Raw genomic sequence first — 20,181 nt, 5'->3', positions numbered from 1 at the left:
GCGATGTCGCCTTTGCGGCGGAACCGTGTCTTCGCTGTCGGAAAACGGGATACGGCCAGGTGAATTCGTTCCTGCTATCGCTTGGAATTGCCGTCGCGCTCATCCTGATCGCGGCGTTCGGCGCGCCGTTCTTCATCGACTGGTCGAGCTACCGGACCTATTTCGAGACGCGCGCCACCGAGATGATCGGCCGGCCGGTCGTTTTCGAGGGCGATCTGAACGTCCGCATCGTGCCGTTCCCCAGCCTGATCGCCGACAGCGTGCGGATCGGCGAGCCGGGGTCCGGCGAGGGCATCGAGCGCCTCGACGTGCGCGCCGCCCTGACGCCGCTTCTGAGCGGCAGGCTGGACATCACCGACCTCATCCTCGAGCGGCCCCGTGCGGCACTGCGTGTCGACGGGGCGGGCCGCATCGCCTGGGGCGAGGCCGGCGACCTGACGCCGCCGGTCGATCCCGACCGCGTCGCCATCAAGCGCTTCGAGATCGTCGAGGGCCAGTTCGCCGTCGAGGACGCGCGCTCGGGCAAGACGCAGACGCTGACGGGCGTCAATCTGAGCGGATCGGCGACGTCGCTGCGCGGGCCGGTCAAGGTGGAGGGTGGCGGCGTCCTGGACGGCGAGCGCTACACGGTCAGGGTCGCGACGGGCCGCGTGACGGACGATGGCAGCGGCATGCGGATCAAGGCGTCGATCCTGCCGGCCGCCAGGCCGATGGCCGTGGAGCTCGACGGCGCGCTCCTGCGAATCGAGGATGTGCTGGCCTTCGACGGGCGGCTGATCATGGAACGCCCGGCGCCGGACCCGGATACCGCGACTTGGCGGATGGACGGCCGGCTGACCGCGTCCGCCGAGCAGCTGGTGCTGGAGGACCTGTCGGTCCGGCTCGGGACCGAGACGCAGAACGTGTCGCTCGCCGGCGCGGCCAACGTCCGGCTGGGCGCAGACCCCCGTTTCGACGCGGTGATCTCGGCGCGGCAGGTCGATCTCGACCGGGCGTTCGGAGCCGGGCCGGACAGTCCGGTCAGCCCGAACCAGGCGATCGCCAGGCTCGGCGCGCTGCTCGATCCGGACATCTTTCCGCTGCCCGGGCATCTCGCCCTCGACGTGGAGTCGACCGTGCTCTCCGGCGGGCTGCTCGAGGGCCTGTCCATAGACCTGGAGGTCGACGAGGCGACGTGGTCGGTCGAGCGGGCGACGGTATCGGCCCCGGGGCGCACCAGCCTCGGGCTGGCCGGCACCATCGGCTTCGGCGGCGATGCGCCGGTATTCGACGGCGCCGCGCGGCTGTCGACCGATCAGGCGACGGTCTTCGCCAATTGGGTGTTCGGGCCGGAGGCGCGGCTGCCCGGTTTTGCCATTCCCGCCGGCGACCTGGACGCATCCGGGCAGCTGCGGATAGACGGCGCCGGCATGACCTTCGACCGCGCCGAGGTGCGCACCGGCGACTCGCGCATCGAGGGCTCGATCGGCTACCGCGCGCCCACCTCCGGATCGCGCGGGGCGGTGGCGCTGTCGCTGAGTGCGGACGAGCTGGACCTCAGCAAGCGCGGGGCGCGGCCCCTGCGCGACGAGATCACGGTGGCCGGCGCGATCGAGGCGCTTCTGTCGGGGGTCGACCTGGAGCTGCAGCTCGGCGTCGGCAATCTGGCGGTGGACACGATCCAGGCGCTTGACGTGCTGGTCTCCGGCCGGGTCTCGGAAGGCGACATGCGCTTCGACCGGCTGGAGGTCGGCGATATCGGTGGGGCAAGGCTGGCCGGCGGCGGCGAGATCCTGAGCTTTGCGAAGACGCCCGACGGCAATCTCGGTCTCGAGGTTTCGGCCCGGTCCCTGACCGGCGTCGTCGCGGCGCTGCGTGCGCTGGAGCTGCCCGTGCTCGCCGATGCCCTGGCTGAACGGGCGCAATCCCTGGTTCCCGCCGATGTTACGATCGATCTGTCGGCGACGCGCACGGAGACGGGCAGCAGGGGCACGCTGACGCTTGCCGGCACGCTCGACGGCAGCCGGCTCGACGGCAGTTTCGGCTATGACGGGGCCATGGACGATCTCGGCGCGGCGGCGATCACCGTGTCCGTCGACGCGGCCAATCCGGACGGGGCCGGACTTGCCCGGCAGATCGGCCTGATCGCGACGGAGGCCGGCGCCGTCCCGGGCCGGGTGTCGCTGACGGCGAAGGGCCGGCCGCACGATGCGGTGACCTTCACGCTGGAAACGGCCGGAATCGGCATCGACGGCAGCGCCGAGGGAAGCGCGCGCTTGCCGCGCGCCGGCGGCAAGGAGATCTCGGCGGAAATCGGGATCGGAATCGCCGATGCGGAGGCGATGCTTGCGCTCGCCGGCATCGCCCTGCCGCCGGACGGCGCCACGGGACTGCGGATCGACGGCACCCTGTCGGTGACGGACGACATCTGGCGGATGTCGGGGCTGACGATCGGACATGGCGGGGATCCGATCACCGGCGCGCTGACGGTCGATCTGGGCGGCGCGGAGCGGATCGTCGGCGGTAGCCTCGAAACCGCCCGTATCGATCTCGCCTGGCTGCTCGGATCGCTGGTCGGCACCGACGCCGTGCAGTTCCCGGACGCCGCGTACGGCGATCCCGCGTGGCCGTCCATGGCGCTGATCCCGGCGAGGAAGCCGGGCTGGCGCGGCCGGATCGATCTTCAAACGCCGGTATTCACGCTGTTCGACGGTCTGGCGCTGAAGGGGGCGGAAACGACCTTCAGCTTCGACGCGCGGCGCGTGTCGCTCGAGACCCTGCGGGGCGACCTGGTCGGCGGGCGCCTGACCGCCGGGTTCGACCTGACCGAGGCCGACGGCGTCGCGGTGCTGTCCGGCCGGGCCGAGCTCGTCGACGGGCGCCTGGAGGAAATCGCGTGGAAGGAGCGCGGCAGGGCGGTCGCGACCGGTGCCGTATCCGCCGGCGTCGAATTCGACGGGCGCGGCCGCAGCCTTGGCGCCATCGTGTCGTCGCTTTCGGGGACCGGCTCTTTCCGGGTCACCAACGGCGCGCTGCGGCGGTTCAACCCGAATGCCTTCGACCAGATCGTCAGCGCCGCCGACGCCGGGCTCGATCTCACGGAGGAGCGGGTTCGCGAGACCTTCGCGGCCCACCTGGATTCCGGCAGCCTGCCGTTCGATACGCTGGAAGGCGCGTTCTCGATCACCTCCGGCATCCTGCGGGCGAGCACGATCCGCATCGACGCCGAGGCGCTGACGTCGTTCGCTTCGGCAACGGTCGACCTGCCCGTGCTCGGGCTCGATTCCGAATGGACGTTGAAGACCGACGCCGGGGAGGAAGGCGGACGCAGCCGCGAGGTCGGCGTCGTGTTCGCCGGGCCGATCGACGCGCCGACGCGTCAGATCGACGTCAGCCCGCTGCTCGGCTACCTGACCGTGCGCGCCTTCGAGCAGGAAGTCGAACGGCTGGAGAAGCTGCAATCGGAAATCCTCGAGCGGCAGAAGCTCGGCCGCGAACTGATCCGCCAGGGCGAGGAGCGGGCGCGCCAGGACCGCGAGAGCCAGGACCGCGAGCGACGGCTGGAGCAGGACGCCGCGGCGGCCGCCGAGAAGGCCCGGGCGGAAGCGCAGGAGAGGGCGCGCCGGGCAGCGGAAGAGGCGGCCGCGGAGGAGGCTAGGCGCCGGGCAGCGGAAGCAGCGGAAGCAGCGGCCGCCGAGGAAGCCAGGCGACGGGCCGAGGAAGAGGCGCGCCGTCGGGCCGTGGAGCAGGCGCAACCGCCCACCCAGCCGCCGCCCACCCAGCCGCCGCCCACCCAGCCGCCGCCCGTGCAGCAACCTGCGGTGCAGGCGCCTCCCCAGCCGCAGGCGCCGCTGCCGCAGCTGGAGTCGAACGGCGGACCTGTCGGGATCGAGGATACGTCCGAACTGCAGCGCCGTATCGAGGAGATCCTGCGCGAGGTTCCCTCGGCGCGGGACGGCGACTTGCCGGTCGGAGGCATTATCGCGCGCGAGCCGGTCGCGCCTCAGCCGCCGGCAACAGCCCCCGTGCCTGGCACGCCTCCCGTGCCCGGAACGCCGGCGCCCCCGCTCGGTGCACCGTTGGTGATCTTGCCGCAGCCGGGCCAGCCCCAGATCGGGCCACTTCAGCCCGGGCCCACCCAGATCGTGCCGCCGCAGACGATCATCCGTGAGACGCCGGACCCGGTCGTGGAAAATCCGGTGGAACCGGACGACAGGGTCTTCCGCTAGGTTCGTCCCGGATCGCGCCTGCCGCGAAAATAGGCGAGGACATGAACGCGGATCGCCGACGACAGGCCGCGCGGGCCGCGGCTTTCGTCGATCTCGGCAATCAGGCTCGACGCCGATATGCCGCGTTCGCCGGCGATGTCGCCGAGCGCCTGCCAGAACTCGTCCTCGAGGGAAACGCTGGTGCGGTGGCCGGCGACGGTGACCGAGTGCTTGCGTTCGTCGGCTGATCCCCGGGCGCTCATTCGCCTTCCTCGTCGTCCAGGCGATGGCCGGCGAGATCGCGGTCAGCCTTGTCGGCGCGCGCCTTGTCGAGCTCCCTGTCCGCCTTGCGGCGTCCGAATTTCGCCCGGTTCTCGGTGGCCCGCGCCTGCTTTTCGGCGCGGGCCTTCTTCTTGCGGGCCTTGTTCAGATTGACGATTTCGGCCATCGGGCCTCCTGCCGTCCAATCCAATGCCACGGGTGCGACGGGTGCTGGCGCCCCGATCAGTCCGGATGCACCATCTTCTCCGGCCGGACGATCTCGTCGAACTCGGCCTCCGTCACATAGCCGAGACGGGTGGCCTCCTCGCGCAGCGTCGTTCCGTTCTTGTGCGCCGTCTTCGCCACTTCGGTCGCCTTGTCGTAGCCGATCGTCGGGGCGAGGGCGGTGACCAGCATCAGCGAGCGTTCCATAAGCTCCCGGATGCGTTTCTCGTCGGCCTTGATGTCGACGACGCAGTTGTCGGTGAAGGAGATCGAAGCATCCGCGATCAGCCGGATCGACTGCATCATCGCGTTGGCCATGACCGGCTTGTAGACGTTGAGCTCGAAGTGGCCCTGGCTGCCGGCGAAGGTGATGGTGGACTGGTTGCCGAACACCTGGCAGCAGGCCATCGTCATCGCCTCGCACTGGGTCGGGTTGACCTTGCCGGGCATGATCGATGAGCCGGGCTCGTTCTCCGGCAGGATCAGCTCGCCGAGGCCGGAGCGCGGACCGGAGCCGAGGAGGCGGATGTCATTGGCGATCTTGAACAGCGAGGTCGCCACCGTGTTCAGGGCGCCGTGGGCGTAGACATACGCGTCATGGGCGGCCAGCGCCTCGAACTTGTTGGGCGCGGTACGGAAGGGAAGGCTGGTGATCGCGGCGACCTTGGCGGCGAATTTCTCCGCGAAGCCCTTCTTGGTGTTGAGGCCGGTGCCCACCGCCGTGCCGCCCTGGGCGAGGTCGTAGAGGCCGTCGAGGCCCTCCTTCACGCGGCGGATGCCGAGTTCCACCTGCGCGGCGTAGCCCGAGAACTCCTGACCGAGCGTCAGCGGCGTGGCGTCCTGCGTGTGGGTGCGGCCGATCTTGATGATGTCCTTGAATTCCTTCGCCTTCCTGTCGAGCGCGGCATGCAGGTGCTGCAGCGCCGGGATCAGCGATCGGTTGAACTCCTCGGCCGCGGCGATGTGCATGGCGGTGGGGAAGGTGTCATTGGAGGACTGGCCACGGTTGACGTGGTCGTTCGGATGGACCGGGGTCTTCGACCCCAAGGTGCCGCCGAGCAGCTCGATCGCGCGGTTCGAGATCACCTCGTTGGCGTTCATGTTCGACTGGGTGCCCGAGCCGGTCTGCCAGACGACGAGCGGGAAATGGTCCGTCAGCTTGCCGTCGATCACCTCCTGGGCGGCCTCGGAAATCGCCTTGGCGATCTTCGGGTCGAGGTTGTCCTGCTCCTCGTTGGTCTCCGCGGCGGCCTTCTTGATGATGCCCAGCGCGCGGACGACGGCCGGCGACATGCGCTCTCCCGAGATCTTGAAGTTGCCGAGCGAACGCTGGGTCTGGGCGCCCCAGTAGCGATCGGCGGGAACTTCGAGCGGGCCGAAGGAATCGGTTTCGGTGCGAGTCGACGACATTCTTGGTGTCCTCAGGCGATTGATGAAGGAATTTCGCCGGCCTTCTAGCACGCCTTGCCGGACATCGGAATTCGCCCGGGGCCGCAAAACGTATCGATTGTACGGATTTTAGGGCGTAAGCCCGGCACGGCTATGCGGCTGGGGCGATGCGGCTGGGGCGATGCGGCTTGACGGAGCCGTCAGTTCTTCTTGCGGAACGTGTCGAGGCTGACGACCTCGGCACCCTGGGTTTCCTCCGGCTCGGTCCCGGTATCGGGGGTGTCCTCAGCCGCTTCCGCGGCAGGCGCGGCCTTGTCTTTCTTCCGCCTGGCCGGCTTGGCGGGGGACGGCGCGGGCTCGGTCGCCGCCGGAGCCGTGGTCTCGGTCGCCTCTATCGCCTCGCCGGCGTCGTTGGCTTCCTCCGGCAGGCTGGTTTCGAACTGCAGGCCGAACTGGACGCTTGGATCGAGGAAGCCCTTGATGGCGGAGTAGGGCACCACCAGGCGCTCGGGGATGCCGTTGAAGGACAGGCTCACGGAAAAGCCGGAGTCGGTGACCTCGAGGTCCCAGAACTGGTGCTGCAGCACGACGGTCATCTCTTCCGGATAGCTTTCGCGCAGCCGGTTGGAGACGCGCACGCCCGGCGCGGTGGTCGAGAAGCCGATGAAGAAGTGATGGTCGCCGGGAAGGCCGTTCTTGGCGACGTCGGCGAGCACGGTGCGCACGACGCCGCGAAGCGCGTCCTGGGTCAGCAGATCGTAGCGAATGAGATCCTGCGCCATTGCCTGCCCTGGTAGCCCCCCGTCGAAATCCCGCTTTACAACGAATACGGCCGTCAGCGCGGCCGTGAAATTAAGTGGAGGCTTCTGTTGCCAGGTGCCTCCGAACCCCGCCTGACGGAGCTAACCCGTCAGGGCTTGGATCGGTGTTTCAAACCGCCTTACGCGGCCTGAGCAACCGGAGCATAGTTGTCGTTGGCAACTATAAAGATGGCCCGATACGGTGGTACCATGCCGAGCGAAAGTCCGCCCTTTACGCCCTCGTCGATCCTGTTTCGCCCCCGCCACAGCCGACCGACATCCGGTTCGATCGGTTCTGGTGGAGGCGCCGGGTACTGCCCCCGGGTCCGATGGGTTTATTCCGACGGCGGTTTATCGCCATAGTCGGCTTGCGCCGACGAACCCAATATAGGGACGGAATCGGGCCGTGAAAAGGCGCACGCCCGACCGGAAAAGCGAAACGGGATAATCGGATCGCCAAAAACGGGGGAATTGAGCCATGAGCGTGACGATCGAGCGCGACGGCGGGGTCTGGACCGTCGTCCTGACCCGGCCGCAGGCGCGCAACGCCGTCGATCCCGATACGGCGGAGGCGCTGGCCGCGGCCTTCGGCGCCTTCGAGGCGGATGAAACGGCCTCCGTCGCGGTGTTCTGGGGCGCGGGCGGCACGTTCTGCGCCGGTTTCGACCTGAAGCACGCCGCCGGCGGGGCCGCCGAGATCGGCGAGCTTTCGTTCTCCGAAACACCGTCAGATGATCGCGTGGGCGATCCGACGGGCGATCCGCGCGGGCCGATGGGACCGACGCGCATGCAGCTGTCCAAGCCGGTGATCGCCGCGGTTTCCGGCCCGGCGGTCGCAGGTGGCATGGAGCTGGCGCTGTGGTGCGACATGCGGGTGATGGAGGAGGATGCCTATTTCGGCGTCTACTGCCGCCGCTGGGGGGTGCCGCTGATCGATGGCGGCACGATACGCCTGCCGCGCCTCGTCGGCATGGGCCGGGCCATGGACCTGATCCTGACCGGGCGAAAGGTGGCGGCCGACGAGGCGCTGCGCATCGGCCTGTGCGACCGGGTGGTGCCGCCCGGACAGGCGCGCGCGGCGGCGGAGGACCTGGCCCACGAGATCGCGCGATTTCCCCAGATGTGCCTGCGGGCCGACCGGGCGTCGGCCTATGCCCAGTGGGACATGGACATGCGGGCGGCGCTGCGCCGGGAGTTCGAGGGCGGGCTGCCGGCCCTGAAGGCCGAGGGCATCGGCGGCGCGGCGCGGTTTGCCGGGGGCAAGGGACGCGGCGGCGACTTCAACGCGATTTGAGTTGGCCGCGCGGTCGCGGTGGTGGATGCTGCCGACTGGTCTTGCGACCGGGGCCTGTCACCGGGGAGAGAACGATGGATCGATCCGCCTTCCTTGGTACCGTGTTGGGCGCGGCCGCGCTGGCGGTGTTTTTTGCCGGTCCGGCGCGGGCGGACGCGATCGACGGGACCTGGTGCGCCGCCGACGGCCGGATCATGGAAATCCACGGTCCCGCCATCACCACGCCGGGCGGCACGGAGGCGATCGGCGACTACAGCCGCCACGCCTTTTCCTACGAGGTTCCCGACGGCGAGACGGCCGCCGGCACGACCGTGCGGATGGTGCTGGCGAGCGAGGACATCATTCACCTGAAAGTCGGCGAACAGGCCGCCGATCCCGAGGTCTGGCAGCGCTGCGACACGGTCAGCCGGCTTCATGTCATCCCTTCGGTCTCGATGTTGATCAGCCGGCCGCAATGCTTGCAGTGGATCGCGTCGGGATCGTGCAGCGTCAGGCCGCAGTCGGGGCAGGTGTAGCGGACCTTGTTGGGCCGGAAGACCGTCTGCACCAGGCGCAAAAACAGGGCCACGCCGACCACCATGATGACGATCGACAGCAGGCGGCCGTTGCGGTCCTGAAGGGTGATGTCGCCGAACCCCGTCGTCGTCAGCGTCGTCACCGTGAAATAGAGCGCGTCCAGATAATTGCTGATCTGCGGATTGATCTCGTCCTCCAGGACGTAGACCAGCGCGGTGATCGTGAACACGAAGACGGCGAGATTGATCAGGCTGTGCAGCACCTCCTCGTTGCGCCGCACGAACGGCACGTCGCGCCGCAAATCCCGCATGACGTGATGGGAACGCAGCAGCCGCAGCGAGCGCAGCACCCGCAGGAAGGCCAGGTTCTCGAAGAACAGCGGCAATAGCAGCGAAACGATGATCAGCACGTCGGCGATCGACGTGATCTGGAGCAGGTAGGCCGACTTGCTCCGGGAGATCCAGAGGCGCGCCACGAAGTCGAGCGTGATCGGGATCACGATGATGATGTCGAGCACGATGATCCACGGCGGATTGTGCAGCGGCGTCGTCAGGATGAAGAACGCGATCAGCGCCAGATCGAAGACCAGAAGACCATAGCGGAACCGGCTCGCCCGCTTGTCGGTTCCCTCGTAGAGGCGGATGAGCTGCGCCTTGCGCTTGCGCCACCGGGCGGCGCGGGGGGATTCGGTCTTCCCCGTCGCGCGCGCAGTCTTGTCCGTCGCGGGTTTCCGCGCCGCCTTCGCGGCGGTTCCCCCGGCGGTCTTGGCGCCTTGCTTCTTTGCCGCCCTTGCCATGAACGACAGCAGACCCGATCCCGCTGCCGAGGTCCAGATGCCCGCGGCCGCAGGCTATCCGGCGCCGATCAGCCGAGAAGGCCCGCCTTCGCCAGGCCCTCGCGGATCGGCTGGGTATATTCGGGCCGCTGGAACGGCAGCCGGCCGACATGGGCGTCGAACGAATAGCCCGGGTTGATCGCCTTCAACTCGCCCCAGACCCGCCGCGCCTCGTCGATCTCGCCGAGGTGGCCGAGCGTGGCGGCCAGATAGGCGCGCGACATGTCGGTTTCGGGAACCTGCAGAATGCGGGCGCGCAGTTCGGCGGCGGCGGTTTCGTACTTGCCGGACAACAGGTGGGCGAGGCCCAGGAAATGCAGGTAGCTGTGGCCGTTCGCCGGATCCAGGCGCAGGGCGCGCTCGATCTCCGGGACGGCCGCGTCCGGTTGCCCGCCGAAGATGTGGCGGACGCCCTTGGAGTTGATGGCCGGCGCGAAGTTGGGGCTTAGCGCGAGCGCCTTCTCGACCTCGACTTCGGACCGGTCGTAGTCCTTCGAGAACCCGGCGGCGACCGAGGCCACGTAGTGGCAGTAGGGATCGTTCGGCGCCTTTTCGACCGCCTGGTCGGCATAGCGCATCGCGGTCTCCAGCGATCGATCGGGTTCGTCGCTCCAGCGGTTCTGGAAGTCGTAGAGATAGGCCATCGCCATCCCGCCGTAGGATTCGCCGTAGTCGGGATCGAGCGCGATGGCGCCCTCGAGCATGGCGACGGCGCGGCGGAAGATCGCGGCGTCCTTGGCCGCGCCGTGCAGAAGGGCGCGGGCGCGCAGGACCAGATCATGCGCCTCCACGCTCGTCGTCGCTTCGCCGGACAGGCGGGCGGATTCGGATGCGCTCAGCTTCACCTTCAGCGCGTCGACGATCATCCGCGTCACCTCGTCCTGAAGCTCGAAGATGTCGATCAGGTCGCGGTCGTAGCGCTCCGCCCACAGGTGCGCGCCGTTGGCCGCGTCGATGAGCTGGGCGTTAATGCGCACCCGGTTGCCGGCCCGGCGGATCGAGCCTTCCAGCACCGACTTCACGCCGAGTTCGCGGGCGACCGTGCGGATGTCGATGCTCCGGCCCTTGTAGGCGAAGCTCGAGTTCCGCGCGATCACGATCAGGCCGGCGACCTTCGACAGGTCGGTGATGATGTCCTCGGAGATGCCGTCGGAAAAATACTCCTGCTCGGGATCGCCGGACATGTTGTCGAACGGCAGCACCGCGATCGAGGCCCGGCCATTGGACTTTTGCGCCGGTTCGGGCGTCTGCCGATCCGGCTGGGCGGCCGCCCCGTCGCCGTCGGGATGCCATTTCCATGTGCGGATGGGGCGGTCGATGTTCTTGGCGCTCACCTCGCCGCAGTCGCTGAAGGTGACGTCGATCCTGCCCTGGACGCTTTCGTTGACGATCGAGGAGATGCACACGCCGCCGGGCTCCGCCAGGGATTCCAGGCGCGCGGCGATATTGACGCCGTCGCCGTAGATGTCGTCGCCCTCGATGATGACATCGCCCAGATTGACGCCAATCCGCAGGACGATGCCGTCGCCGTTGGACCCGGCCGCCGCCTTGACCGCGCGCTGGATGGCCAGCGCGCACCGCACCGCGTCGAGCGCGCTGGCGAACTCGACCAGGGTGCCGTCGCCAACGAGCTTGACCACCCGCCCGTTGTTCTCCGCGACCGTCGGATCGAACAGGGTCTCGCGATGGCGCTTGAGCGCTTCGAGCGTGCCGGCCTCGTCGACCCCCATCATGCGGGAATAGCCGACGACGTCGGCTACCAGAATGGCCGCGAGCCGCCGATTTGTGCGTATTTCGGGCATGTCCCATTCGTAGCGGATAATCGCCGGAGCCGATAGTCCGGCAATAGCGCCGCGACACGGGACACATGCGCAAGAGAATACGCCGGGTTCCCGCGATTCTTCCGGAGAATCCGGTCCCGTGCCCGTTCGGGGGCGGCCACCGCTGAACGCGGCGGCGGAATCGCGTAGACTGGAGCGCCGAGACTGGAAACCGCCATGCGCCAATACCAAGACCTGCTGCGCCGCATCCTGGATGATGGCCTGAGAAAGGACGACCGCACCGGCACGGGCACGCTCAGCGTGTTCGGCCATCAGATGCGCTACGATCTCGCCGAGGGCTTCCCCATGGTGACGACCAAGAAGCTGCATCTGAAGTCGATCGTCCACGAACTGCTCTGGTTCCTGAAGGGTGATACCAACATCGCCTATCTGAAGGCGCACGGCGTCAGGATCTGGGACGAATGGGCCGACGAGAACGGCGATCTCGGTCCGGTCTACGGCCACCAGTGGCGCTCGTGGCCGACGCAGGACGGAGGGACGATCGACCAGATTTCGCAGGTGGTCGCGCAGATCCGCTCCAATCCGGATTCGCGCCGCCTGATCGTCACCGCCTGGAACCCGGCCGACGTGGAGAAGATGGCGCTGCCGCCGTGCCACTGCCTGTTCCAGTTCTGGGTGGGCGACGGCAAACTGTCGTGCCAGCTCTATCAGCGTTCCGCCGACGTGTTCCTCGGCGTGCCGTTCAACATCGCCTCCTATGCGCTGCTCACCATGATGGTGGCGCAGGTAACAGGTCTGAAGCCCGGCGACTTCGTGCACACGCTCGGCGACGCGCATCTGTATTCGAACCATATCGAGCAGGCCCGGCTGCAGCTTTCGCGCGCGCCGCGCCGCCTGCCGACGATGCACATCAATCCGGCCGTCACCGACATCTTCGGCTTCGTCTACGAGGATTTCGCGCTGGAAGGCTACGACCCGCACCCGCACATCAAGGCCGAGGTGGCCGTCTAGGCCGCCCCACGGCATTTTTCCGGAGCACGCATGCCGATCCATCTGGTGCATCTGATTGTCGCCATCATCGCGGAAGTCATCGCGACGTCGGCGCTCAAGGCCTCGAACGGCTTCACGGTGCTTGTGCCGTCGATCGTCGTCATCGTCGGCTATGCGATCGCGTTCTATTTCCTAGCCCTGACGCTCAAGGTCATGCCGGTGGGCGTGACCTATGCGATCTGGTCCGGCCTCGGCGTGGTGCTCGTCGCCATTGTCGGGGCGGTCCTGTACCGGCAGGTCCCGGATTTCTGGGCGATGCTGGGGATCGCCCTGATCATGGCGGGGGTCATCGTCATCAACCTCATGTCCAAGACGGTGACGCATTGAAGACGGTCGCGGGGGACCATGCCAAAAACCGATAAGCCCGGACGCGACGGCCGTATCGCCATCCGTCCCGCCTGGCCCGGCGAGGCGGGGCTGGTGCTGTCCTTCATCCGGGAACTCGCCGAGTTCGAGAAGCTCGGAGACGAGGTGACCGCGAGCGAGCAGCGCATCGACCGGGCGCTGTTCGGGCCGATGCCGCGCGCCTTCTGCGACATCGCCGAGTGGGAGGGCGAGCCGGCCGGCTTCGCGCTGTGGTTCTACAATTTCTCGACCTTCCGCGGGCAGCACGGCATCTACCTGGAAGACCTGTTCGTGAAGCCCGGGTTCCGGGGCAAGGGGATAGGCAAGGCGCTGCTCGCCCGCCTCGCCCGGCGCTGCGTCGAGGAGGGGCTGGGCCGGCTCGAATGGTGGGTGCTCGACTGGAACGAGGCGGCGATCGACGTCTACCGCTCGCTCGGCGCCGAGGCGATGGACGAGTGGACGGTCTTCCGGCTCAGCGGCGAGGCGCTGGACCGGCTGGCGGGGCAAGTGGAATGACCATTCGACTTTCGATTATCGTCGCCATGGCCGAGAACCGCGTCATCGGGCGCGACAACGGGCTGCCGTGGCGGCTGCCGACGGACCTGCGGCACTTCAAGGCGTTGACGATAGGCAAGCCGGTCGTCATGGGCCGCAAGACCTTCGACTCGATCGGCCGGCCGCTGCCGGGACGCGACAACATCGTGGTCACGCGCGGCACCGAGATCGCCTCCGATCAGATCCACGTCGCCTATTCGCTGGGCGAGGCGGTGGGCCTGGCCGGGGATTTCGCCCGCGACCGCGGGCTCGACGAGATCTTCATCATCGGCGGCGCGCAGATCTACGAGGAGGCGATCGGCCGGGCGGAGCGACTTTATGTCACCGAGGTCGCCGGGACGCCCGACGGCGACGCCTATTTCCCGGTCATCGATCCGAGGCTCTGGCACGAGGTTTCCCGCGAGGGGCCGGTGCGGGGCGAAAAGGATTCCGCGCCGATGACCTTCGTGGTCTACGAGCGGGTCATTTGAAAGGCACTTTTTGTGGGCTGCCGGAACCGGGTCCGGACAATGCGCGACGGCCGGATGGCTTGTTCACACTAGGTTAGGCCTAAACGGCCAAATTCGGTGGCCTGTCCGGGGGGGCTAATCGATCCGGATAGCGACGAGAACAATTATGACAGGAAAATAAAAATGATGGATCGACGCGGCGTACTTGGTTTGTCAGTCCCGGCGGCTCTTGGGGTTATGACCCTGCCAGCGGCGGCGGAGCGACGTCTGAGGTTCAATATCGACGAGCCGTTGCAAAAGATCGCCCAACTGCCCGGCACGTCGAGCTACAAATTCGAGGTCGGAACGAACGGCACCATTTTCAATGCTGCATACCGCTCGGATGTTCCGATGTTCGTCGGCAGCGCGGTCAAGACATTCTTCCTTCTGAAGTTCCTCCAGGACGTGGAGCGCGGCAAGAAGTCGGAATCGGACTTGCTGCCGGTCAACAATAAAATCCGTTCCCTCAGCAGCCCGGTTTTTCTGAATTTGAGGGGAGAGGCGACGGCCCGCTCGCTGCTCGAGGCGATGATCACGCACAGCGACAATACGGCAACCGATGCCATCCTGAAGAGCGTCGGCCCGAATCGGGTTCGCAGGCTGATCAGGCGCATGGGTCTGAAATCCATCAGGTTTCCGGGATCCACCCGGCTCTTGTTCTCCTATCTCGCCGGAGCGCCCTACGGCGTCGACAAGGGATGGCGGGGCATGAAGGCGATCATGCAGGACAAGCTGTTCGGCTTTCCCCGGTCCCCGGACAACGGCCGCGAGACGATGAAGGGGTCGGCAGATGACTTCGTCGAGTACTATACGCGGGCTCTTTCCGGCGAATTCTTCAAAAGCCCGGCGACGCTGACGGAGTTCAAGAGAATCCAGGCCACGGCGGATGCCATCTCGCGCGTCGTTCCCGCCGATACGGCGGCCTACGCCAAGGGCGGCAGCATCGAGTGGCTGGAATTCAATGCTCTATGTCTGCCCGGCCAGATGATCGTCTGCGGAACCCCGGTCACGTTCTGCGTCACCGTGAACTGGGATGGTCCTCCTGATACGATCCCCGTAGTCTCGGGGCAGTTGGTGGAGGCGATGTCCGAAATCTTGCTGGAAATCGCCAAGACGCTGGCGCCCGGGCAGTACAGCTAGGCATTCGGCCCCTTTGTCGGGTATTCACGCTGCGGACTACAGGTGCCGCTGTTTGTTTTGAAAAGGAGATCACAGGTATGAAATCTCGCGCCGCTGTGGCCTTCGAGGCCGGTAAGCCGCTCGAAATCGCCGAAGTGGACCTAGAGGGCCCGAGGGAGGGCGAGGTCCTGGTCGAGATCAAGGCGACCGGCATCTGCCACACCGACGAGTTCACGCTTTCGGGCGCCGATCCGGAGGGCCTGTTCCCGGCGATCCTCGGCCACGAGGGCGCGGGCGTCGTCGTCGACGTGGGGGCGGGCGTGAAGAGCCTCAAGACGGGCGACCACGTCATCCCGCTCTATACGCCGGAATGCCGCGAGTGCCCGTCCTGCCTGTCGCAGAAGACCAATCTGTGCACGGCCATCCGCGCCACCCAGGGCCAGGGCCTGATGCCCGACGGCTCGTCGCGGTTCGCGCTCGATGGCAAGCCGCTGTTCCACTACATGGGCACGTCGACGTTCTCGAACTTCACGGTGCTGCCGGAGATCGCGCTGGCGAAGATCCGCGAGGACGCGCCGTTCGACAAGGTCTGCTACATCGGCTGCGGCGTCACCACCGGCATCGGCGCGGTGATCAACACGGCCAAGGTCGAGGAAGGCGCCACCGCCGTCGTGTTCGGCCTCGGCGGCATCGGCCTCAACGTCATCCAGGGCCTCAGGCTCGCCGGCGCCGACATGATCATCGGCGTCGACCTCAACAATTCCAAGAAGGAATGGGGCGAGCGATTCGGCATGACCCATTTCGTCAACCCGAGCGAGATCGGCGGCGACCTGGTGCCGTATCTGGTCGACCTGACCAAGCGCGGCGCCGACCAGATCGGCGGCGCCGACTACACGTTCGACTGCACCGGCAACGTGACGGTGATGCGCCAGGCGCTCGAATGCGCCCATCGCGGCTGGGGCCAGTCGATCGTCATCGGCGTGGCGCCGGCGGGGGCGGAGATCGCCACCCGTCCGTTCCAGCTCGTCACCGGGCGGGTGTGGAAGGGCACGGCCTTCGGCGGGGCACGCGGCCGCACCGATGTGCCGAAGATCGTCGAGTGGTACATGGACGGTAAGATCGAGATCGATCCGATGATCACCCACACCATGCCGCTTCAGGACATAAACAAGGGTTTCGACCTGATGCACGCGGGTGAATCGATCCGTTCGGTGGTGATTTTCTGAGAAAGCCGTCCGACCGTTGACTTTTTTGCCGGCGGAACCCACGTCTGCCGGAAATCCGACTTTCGTTGAAAGGCCGGGAACCCTGACATATAACCCCGGCAACGAACGAAACGCCGGAGACCGGCACAATTCCGACAAGGAGCATTCATGCCCTGGAGTAATCAAGGCGGCGGCAGCGGCGGTGGCTGGCGCGGAGGAAGCGGGGGCCCCTGGGGCAGCCCGCCGAGCGGCGGTGGAACAGGCGGACAGCCACCGGATCTCGAGGAAATCCTCCGACGCAGCCAGGACCGGTTGAAATCGGTCATGCCTGGCGGTTCCTTGGGCGGCAAGGGGCTTGCCCTGATCCTGCTGGTGCTGGTCGCGCTATGGGGCTTCAGCGGCGTCTACGTCGTGGAGACCGACGAGCAGGGCGTGGTGCTGCGCTTCGGCAAGTTCGTCGCGCAGACCGAGCCGGGCCTGCACTACCATCTTCCCTATCCGATCGAGACCGTGCTGACGCCGAAGGTGACGAAGGTCAACCGCATCGACATCGGCATGCGCCTGCTCGAGGACGGACGCTCCACGACGACGCGTGACGTACCGGAGGAAAGCCTGATCCTGACCGGCGACGAGAACATCATCGACGTCGACGTGTCGGTGTTCTGGCTCATCAACAACGCCTCCGATTACCTGTTCAACATCGAGAATCCGGAGTCGACCGTGAAAGCGGTGGCCGAAAGCGCCATGCGCGAGGTCATCGGTCGCAGCCAGCTGCAGCCGGTTCTGACCCAGGCGCGAGCCATCACCGAGCAGGACGTTCTGGAGCTGATCCAGCAGACGCTCGATTCCTACAAGGCCGGCATTCTGATCACCCAGGTCCAGCTGCAGAAGGTCGACCCGCCGGCGCAGGTCATCGACGCGTTCCGCGACGTGCAGGCCGCCCGCGCCGACCAGGAGCGGTTGCGCAACGAGGCCCAGGCCTACGCCAACCGGATCGTGCCGGAGGCGCGCGGTCAGGCCGCCCAGATCACCCAGGCGGCGGAAGCCTATCGCCAGCGCACCATCAACGAGGCGCGCGGTCAGGCCGATCGCTTCAGCAAGGTCTACGAGGAATACCGCAAGGCGCCCTACGTGACGCGCCAGCGCATGTTCCTGGAGACGATGGAGCGGGTGCTTGGCCAGACGGACAAGGTCATCATCGATGGCGACGCCGGCAGCGGGGTCGTCCCGTACCTGCCTCTCGATCAGTTGAACCGATCTACGCCCAGAGTGAACAGCAGTTCGGGAGCCGCACAATGAGACGCTCGTTCCTCATCGGATTTCTCGTCCTGATCGCCATCGGTCTGGCCACACTCTATGCGTCGGCGTTCACCGTGTACCAGACGCAGCAGGCGTTGATCCTGCGCTTCGGCGAGCCGCAGCGGATCATCACCGAGCCCGGGTTGCACTGGAAGGTGCCGCTCGCCGACCGTGTGGTGCTCATCGACAAGCGCATCCTGGCGCTCGACTCGCCGGCCCAGGAGGTCATCGCATCGGACCAGAAGCGTCTCGTGGTCGATGCCTTCGCGCGCTACCGGATCACCGACGCCCTGAAATTCTTCCAGGCGGCCGGATCGATCGAGGTGGCGGACTCGCGGTTGGCCTCGTTCCTCAACTCCGCCGTCCGGCGCGTGCTCGGCGATGCCAGTTTCGTCGCGGTTGTGCGCGATCAGCGGCAGCAACTGATGAACCAGATTACCGACCAGACCAACCGCCAGGCACAGAGCCTGGGGATCACCGTCATCGACGTGCGTATCCGCCGCGCCGATCTGCCCCAGGCCAACTCCGAGGCGATCTTCCGGCGCATGCAGACCGAGCGTCAGCAGGAAGCCGCGCAGATCCGGGCCGAAGGCGAGGAGGAAGCCCGCCGGGTTCGCTCGCGCGCCGATCGCGACGCCACGGTCATCGTCGCCGAGGCGAACCGCGAATCCGAGCAGGTTCGAGGCGACGGCGACGCGGAACGCAGTGCGATCTTCGCGGATGCCTACGGCAAGGACCGGGACTTCTTCGCCTTCTACCGGTCGATGCTCGCCTACGACGAGGCGTTGACCAAGCAGGACACCCGCTTCGTGCTGTCGCCGGATTCGGAGTTCTTCCGGTACTTCGGGTCCGCGCAGGGCTCGGCAGATCCGGGCGATGGAACGCGGGCGCCTGACGGGGGGGCCGCGACGAGCACGCCCGCTCAATGAGCGATCTGGTCGTCGCGCTCGGGCTGGTGCTGGTAATAGAAGGCGTGATCTACGCCGCATTTCCGTCCGGCTTGAAGCGGATGCTGGCGAGTGCGCTCGCCACGCCCGATTCGACGCTCCGCGCCGGCGGTCTTGCAGCCGCGGTCTTCGGCCTGTTGCTGGTCTGGCTGGTCCGGGGCTGACCGCCTACGGGCCGGGCGCACACGAATGCGTGACTACCGGCCGGGTCGCCTGCCGGTAGTATAGTCTGTTCCAAACAACGGCCGGCGCCGGTGCCAGAGCGCATCGGCGTTGCCCCTTGCAGGTAATCGGAGGCTTACACATGGCGGTTGAGCAACGGTCGTTTCCCCGTAAGTTGGGGCGCCGGATCGGGCGCGGGATCGGGCGTCTGGGGGCCGTCGCGTTGGCGGCGACCCTGATTGGCACCGCCGCGATTGGCGGCATTGGCGACGCCCGTGCGAAAGGCGCGCCGGATTCGTTCGCCGATCTGTCGGACTCGCTGATCGACGCGGTCGTGAACATCTCGACGACGCAACGCGTGTCGGGATCGCGCGGCCTGCCGATGCCGAACGTGCCGGAAGGCTCGCCCTTCGAGGAGTTCTTCGACGAGTTCTTCGACCGCAAGGGCGACAACGAGGAGGAAGACCGGCCGCGGCGGGTGAATTCCCTCGGCTCGGGCTTCGTCATCTCAGAGGACGGCATCATCGTCACCAACAATCACGTGATCGCCAAGGCCGACGAGATCGTCGTCAATTTCAACGACGGCTCCAAGCTTCCCGCCGAACTGATCGGCTTCGACGAGAAGACCGATGTGGCCGTCCTGCGGGTCCAGCCGCCGGAGCCGCTGAAGGCGGTGACCTTCGGTGATTCCGAATCGCTGCGGGTCGGCGACTGGGTGCTGGCGATCGGCAATCCGTTCGGCCTCGGCGGAACGGTGACGGCCGGCATCGTCTCGGCGCGCAACCGCGACATCAACGCGGGGCCCTACGACTCCTTCATCCAGACGGACGCGTCGATCAACCGGGGCAATTCCGGCGGGCCGCTGTTCGACATGGACGGCAAGGTCGTCGGCATCAACACGGCGATCATCTCGCCGTCGGGCGGCTCGATCGGAATCGGTTTCGCCGTCCCCGCCAATTTGGCCAAGAACGTCATCGGCCAGCTCATCGAGTATGGCGAGACCCGGCGCGGCTGGCTGGGCGTGCGTATCCAGACGGTGACCGACGACATCGCCGAGAGCCTCGGCATGGACGCGGCGATGGGCGCGCTCGTCGCCGGCGTCAGCGAGGACGGACCGGCCGAGGACGGCGGACTCGAGACCGGCGACGTCATCCTGGAGTTCGACGGCAAGCCCATCGACGAGATGCGCGAACTGCCGCGCGTGGTCGCCGACACGGAGATCGGCAAGGAAGTCGACGTCAAGGTGTTGCGCAAGGGCGAGGAGCAGATCCTAAAGGTCACCGTCGGCCGTCTCGAGGAGGGCGAGAAGCTCGCCGCGCTCGAGGACGCGCAGGACGAGGCGGAGCCGGACGGGCCGAAGAGCACCACCGTGAGCGCCCTCGGGCTCGACCTGTCGGACCTCAACGACGAACTGCGCGAGCGCTATCAGGTCGACGTGTCGATCGCCGGCGCCGTCGTCACCGAGGTCGATCCCTCGGGCCCCGCCGCCGAGCGGCAGATCCGCGCCGGCGACGTGATCGTCGAGGTGGCGCAGGAGAAGATCGCCTCGGCCGAACAGGTCCAGGACGAGCTCGGCAAGCTGAAGGACAAGGGCCGCAAGTCGGCGCTGCTGCTGGTTGCCAATCCGGCCGGCGAGCTGCGCTTCGTGGTCGTGCCCTTCGAGGACTGACCGGGCTTCATCGGAAGAATGCGGACGGCGGGTCGGAAACGGCCCGCCGTTTTC

General features: G+C 67.1%; 19 protein-coding genes and 1 other RNA gene. 13 read left to right on the top strand and 7 right to left on the bottom strand.

The window, feature by feature from the left end; genetic code table 11:
- Positions 1-59 precede the first annotated feature (59 nt).
- Positions 60-4,208: an AsmA family protein gene (locus ACSF9G_RS01975; protein WP_436637764.1), complete on the top strand. Its 4,149-nt coding sequence runs from the start codon at positions 60-62 to the stop codon at positions 4,206-4,208.
- On the opposite strand, the gene ACSF9G_RS01970 is transcribed toward ACSF9G_RS01975, so the two are convergent.
- The 5 genes from ACSF9G_RS01970 to ssrA form a co-directional block, all read right to left on the bottom strand.
- Positions 4,205-4,450, bottom strand: a complete 246-nt coding sequence (locus ACSF9G_RS01970) for a ribbon-helix-helix domain-containing protein (protein WP_436637762.1) — start codon at positions 4,448-4,450, stop codon at positions 4,205-4,207. The genes ACSF9G_RS01975 and ACSF9G_RS01970 overlap by 4 nt on opposite strands.
- Entirely contained in the window at positions 4,447-4,635 is a 189-nt protein-coding gene (locus tag ACSF9G_RS01965; RefSeq protein ID WP_436637760.1) for a DUF4169 family protein, read from the bottom strand. Before ACSF9G_RS01965 ends, ACSF9G_RS01970 begins: the two co-directional genes overlap by 4 nt.
- Before the next feature lie 56 nt (positions 4,636-4,691).
- Positions 4,692-6,083 (bottom strand): class II fumarate hydratase, encoded by a 1,392-nt coding sequence (gene fumC / locus ACSF9G_RS01960; protein WP_436637746.1) that lies wholly within the window; start codon positions 6,081-6,083, stop codon positions 4,692-4,694.
- A gap of 179 nt (positions 6,084-6,262) precedes the next feature.
- Complete coding sequence (locus tag ACSF9G_RS01955; RefSeq protein WP_436637725.1) at positions 6,263-6,844, bottom strand: SspB family protein; 582 nt, start codon at positions 6,842-6,844, stop codon at positions 6,263-6,265.
- A gap of 73 nt (positions 6,845-6,917) precedes the next feature.
- Positions 6,918-7,279, bottom strand: a transfer-messenger RNA (tmRNA) gene (gene ssrA, locus ACSF9G_RS01950).
- 61 nt (positions 7,280-7,340) lie between these two features.
- On the opposite strand from ssrA, the gene ACSF9G_RS01945 reads away from it, so the two are divergent.
- Both ACSF9G_RS01945 and ACSF9G_RS01940 read left to right on the top strand, forming a co-directional pair.
- Positions 7,341-8,156, top strand: coding sequence for a crotonase/enoyl-CoA hydratase family protein (locus tag ACSF9G_RS01945; protein ID WP_436637722.1), 816 nt, complete (start codon positions 7,341-7,343; stop codon positions 8,154-8,156).
- 74 nt (positions 8,157-8,230) lie between these two features.
- Positions 8,231-8,671, top strand: coding sequence for a hypothetical protein (locus ACSF9G_RS01940; protein ID WP_436637720.1), 441 nt, complete (start codon positions 8,231-8,233; stop codon positions 8,669-8,671).
- Here the strand turns inward: ACSF9G_RS01940 and ACSF9G_RS01935 are convergent.
- Both ACSF9G_RS01935 and ACSF9G_RS01930 read right to left on the bottom strand, forming a co-directional pair.
- The gene (locus tag ACSF9G_RS01935; RefSeq protein ID WP_436637718.1) at positions 8,569-9,468 is read right to left on the bottom strand and encodes a potassium channel family protein; all 900 of its coding nucleotides are present in this window, start codon (positions 9,466-9,468) and stop codon (positions 8,569-8,571) included. The genes ACSF9G_RS01940 and ACSF9G_RS01935 overlap by 103 nt on opposite strands.
- Positions 9,469-9,536: 68 nt before the next feature.
- Positions 9,537-11,309, bottom strand: coding sequence for an adenylate/guanylate cyclase domain-containing protein (locus ACSF9G_RS01930; protein ID WP_436637716.1), 1,773 nt, complete (start codon positions 11,307-11,309; stop codon positions 9,537-9,539).
- A 195-nt stretch (positions 11,310-11,504) separates the two neighbouring features.
- Here ACSF9G_RS01930 and ACSF9G_RS01925 point away from each other — a divergent pair, with 195 nt between their 5' ends.
- The 10 genes from ACSF9G_RS01925 (at position 11,505) to ACSF9G_RS01880 (ending at position 20,127) form a co-directional block, all read left to right on the top strand.
- The gene (locus tag ACSF9G_RS01925; RefSeq protein ID WP_436637714.1) at positions 11,505-12,299 is read left to right on the top strand and encodes a thymidylate synthase; all 795 of its coding nucleotides are present in this window, start codon (positions 11,505-11,507) and stop codon (positions 12,297-12,299) included.
- 30 nt (positions 12,300-12,329) lie between these two features.
- Positions 12,330-12,665 (top strand): DMT family transporter, encoded by a 336-nt coding sequence (locus ACSF9G_RS01920; RefSeq protein ID WP_436637712.1) that lies wholly within the window; start codon positions 12,330-12,332, stop codon positions 12,663-12,665.
- Positions 12,666-12,683: 18 nt separating this feature from the next.
- On the top strand, positions 12,684-13,199 hold the full coding sequence (locus tag ACSF9G_RS01915; protein WP_436637710.1) for a GNAT family N-acetyltransferase: 516 nt from the start codon (positions 12,684-12,686) through the stop codon (positions 13,197-13,199).
- Positions 13,196-13,708 (top strand): dihydrofolate reductase, encoded by a 513-nt coding sequence (locus ACSF9G_RS01910; protein ID WP_436637708.1) that lies wholly within the window; start codon positions 13,196-13,198, stop codon positions 13,706-13,708. Before ACSF9G_RS01915 ends, ACSF9G_RS01910 begins: the two co-directional genes overlap by 4 nt.
- A 162-nt stretch (positions 13,709-13,870) precedes the next feature.
- Positions 13,871-14,866 carry a serine hydrolase gene (locus ACSF9G_RS01905; protein ID WP_436637706.1) on the top strand — a complete coding sequence of 332 codons (996 nt, stop codon included), beginning with the start codon at positions 13,871-13,873 and terminating at the stop codon, positions 14,864-14,866.
- Positions 14,867-14,943: 77 nt separating this feature from the next.
- Positions 14,944-16,071 (top strand): S-(hydroxymethyl)glutathione dehydrogenase/class III alcohol dehydrogenase, encoded by a 1,128-nt coding sequence (locus tag ACSF9G_RS01900; protein ID WP_436637704.1) that lies wholly within the window; start codon positions 14,944-14,946, stop codon positions 16,069-16,071.
- A gap of 147 nt (positions 16,072-16,218) precedes the next feature.
- Positions 16,219-17,349 carry an FtsH protease activity modulator HflK gene (gene hflK, locus ACSF9G_RS01895; RefSeq protein WP_436637702.1) on the top strand — a complete coding sequence of 377 codons (1,131 nt, stop codon included), beginning with the start codon at positions 16,219-16,221 and terminating at the stop codon, positions 17,347-17,349.
- Entirely contained in the window at positions 17,346-18,278 is a 933-nt protein-coding gene (hflC, locus tag ACSF9G_RS01890) for a protease modulator HflC (protein ID WP_436637700.1), read from the top strand. Before hflK ends, hflC begins: the two co-directional genes overlap by 4 nt.
- A complete protein-coding gene (locus ACSF9G_RS01885; RefSeq protein WP_261616234.1) occupies positions 18,275-18,460 on the top strand; it encodes a DUF2065 domain-containing protein in 186 nt (61 codons plus the stop codon). The genes hflC and ACSF9G_RS01885 overlap by 4 nt, the downstream gene beginning before the upstream one ends.
- Before the next feature lie 140 nt (positions 18,461-18,600).
- Complete coding sequence (locus ACSF9G_RS01880; RefSeq protein WP_436637698.1) at positions 18,601-20,127, top strand: DegQ family serine endoprotease; 1,527 nt, start codon at positions 18,601-18,603, stop codon at positions 20,125-20,127.
- Positions 20,128-20,181 lie beyond the last annotated feature (54 nt).

It is taken from the genome of Microbaculum mangrovi (assembly GCF_051390635.1).
Classification (GTDB): domain Bacteria; phylum Pseudomonadota; class Alphaproteobacteria; order Rhizobiales; family Tepidamorphaceae; genus Microbaculum.
Note: the sequence above shows the minus strand (reverse complement) of the source record. Positions and strands in the feature narration are given on the sequence as shown.

Excerpts from the sequence above, each read along its gene's own strand:
- ACSF9G_RS01970 (WP_436637762.1), bottom strand. The coding sequence starts at position 4,450 with ATGAGCGCCCGGGGATCAGCCGACGAACGCAAGCACTCGGTCACCGTC.
- ACSF9G_RS01965 (WP_436637760.1), bottom strand. The coding sequence starts at position 4,635 with ATGGCCGAAATCGTCAATCTGAACAAGGCCCGCAAGAAGAAGGCCCGC.
- fumC (WP_436637746.1), bottom strand. The coding sequence starts at position 6,083 with ATGTCGTCGACTCGCACCGAAACCGATTCCTTCGGCCCGCTCGAAGTT.
- ACSF9G_RS01955 (WP_436637725.1), bottom strand. The coding sequence starts at position 6,844 with ATGGCGCAGGATCTCATTCGCTACGATCTGCTGACCCAGGACGCGCTT.
- ACSF9G_RS01945 (WP_436637722.1), top strand. The coding sequence starts at position 7,341 with ATGAGCGTGACGATCGAGCGCGACGGCGGGGTCTGGACCGTCGTCCTG.
- ACSF9G_RS01940 (WP_436637720.1), top strand. The coding sequence starts at position 8,231 with ATGGATCGATCCGCCTTCCTTGGTACCGTGTTGGGCGCGGCCGCGCTG.
- ACSF9G_RS01935 (WP_436637718.1), bottom strand. The coding sequence starts at position 9,468 with ATGGCAAGGGCGGCAAAGAAGCAAGGCGCCAAGACCGCCGGGGGAACC.
- ACSF9G_RS01930 (WP_436637716.1), bottom strand. The coding sequence starts at position 11,309 with ATGCCCGAAATACGCACAAATCGGCGGCTCGCGGCCATTCTGGTAGCC.
- ACSF9G_RS01925 (WP_436637714.1), top strand. The coding sequence starts at position 11,505 with ATGCGCCAATACCAAGACCTGCTGCGCCGCATCCTGGATGATGGCCTG.
- ACSF9G_RS01920 (WP_436637712.1), top strand. The coding sequence starts at position 12,330 with ATGCCGATCCATCTGGTGCATCTGATTGTCGCCATCATCGCGGAAGTC.
- ACSF9G_RS01915 (WP_436637710.1), top strand. The coding sequence starts at position 12,684 with ATGCCAAAAACCGATAAGCCCGGACGCGACGGCCGTATCGCCATCCGT.
- ACSF9G_RS01910 (WP_436637708.1), top strand. The coding sequence starts at position 13,196 with ATGACCATTCGACTTTCGATTATCGTCGCCATGGCCGAGAACCGCGTC.
- ACSF9G_RS01905 (WP_436637706.1), top strand. The coding sequence starts at position 13,871 with ATGATGGATCGACGCGGCGTACTTGGTTTGTCAGTCCCGGCGGCTCTT.
- ACSF9G_RS01900 (WP_436637704.1), top strand. The coding sequence starts at position 14,944 with ATGAAATCTCGCGCCGCTGTGGCCTTCGAGGCCGGTAAGCCGCTCGAA.
- hflK (WP_436637702.1), top strand. The coding sequence starts at position 16,219 with ATGCCCTGGAGTAATCAAGGCGGCGGCAGCGGCGGTGGCTGGCGCGGA.
- hflC (WP_436637700.1), top strand. The coding sequence starts at position 17,346 with ATGAGACGCTCGTTCCTCATCGGATTTCTCGTCCTGATCGCCATCGGT.
- ACSF9G_RS01885 (WP_261616234.1), top strand. The coding sequence starts at position 18,275 with ATGAGCGATCTGGTCGTCGCGCTCGGGCTGGTGCTGGTAATAGAAGGC.
- ACSF9G_RS01880 (WP_436637698.1), top strand. The coding sequence starts at position 18,601 with ATGGCGGTTGAGCAACGGTCGTTTCCCCGTAAGTTGGGGCGCCGGATC.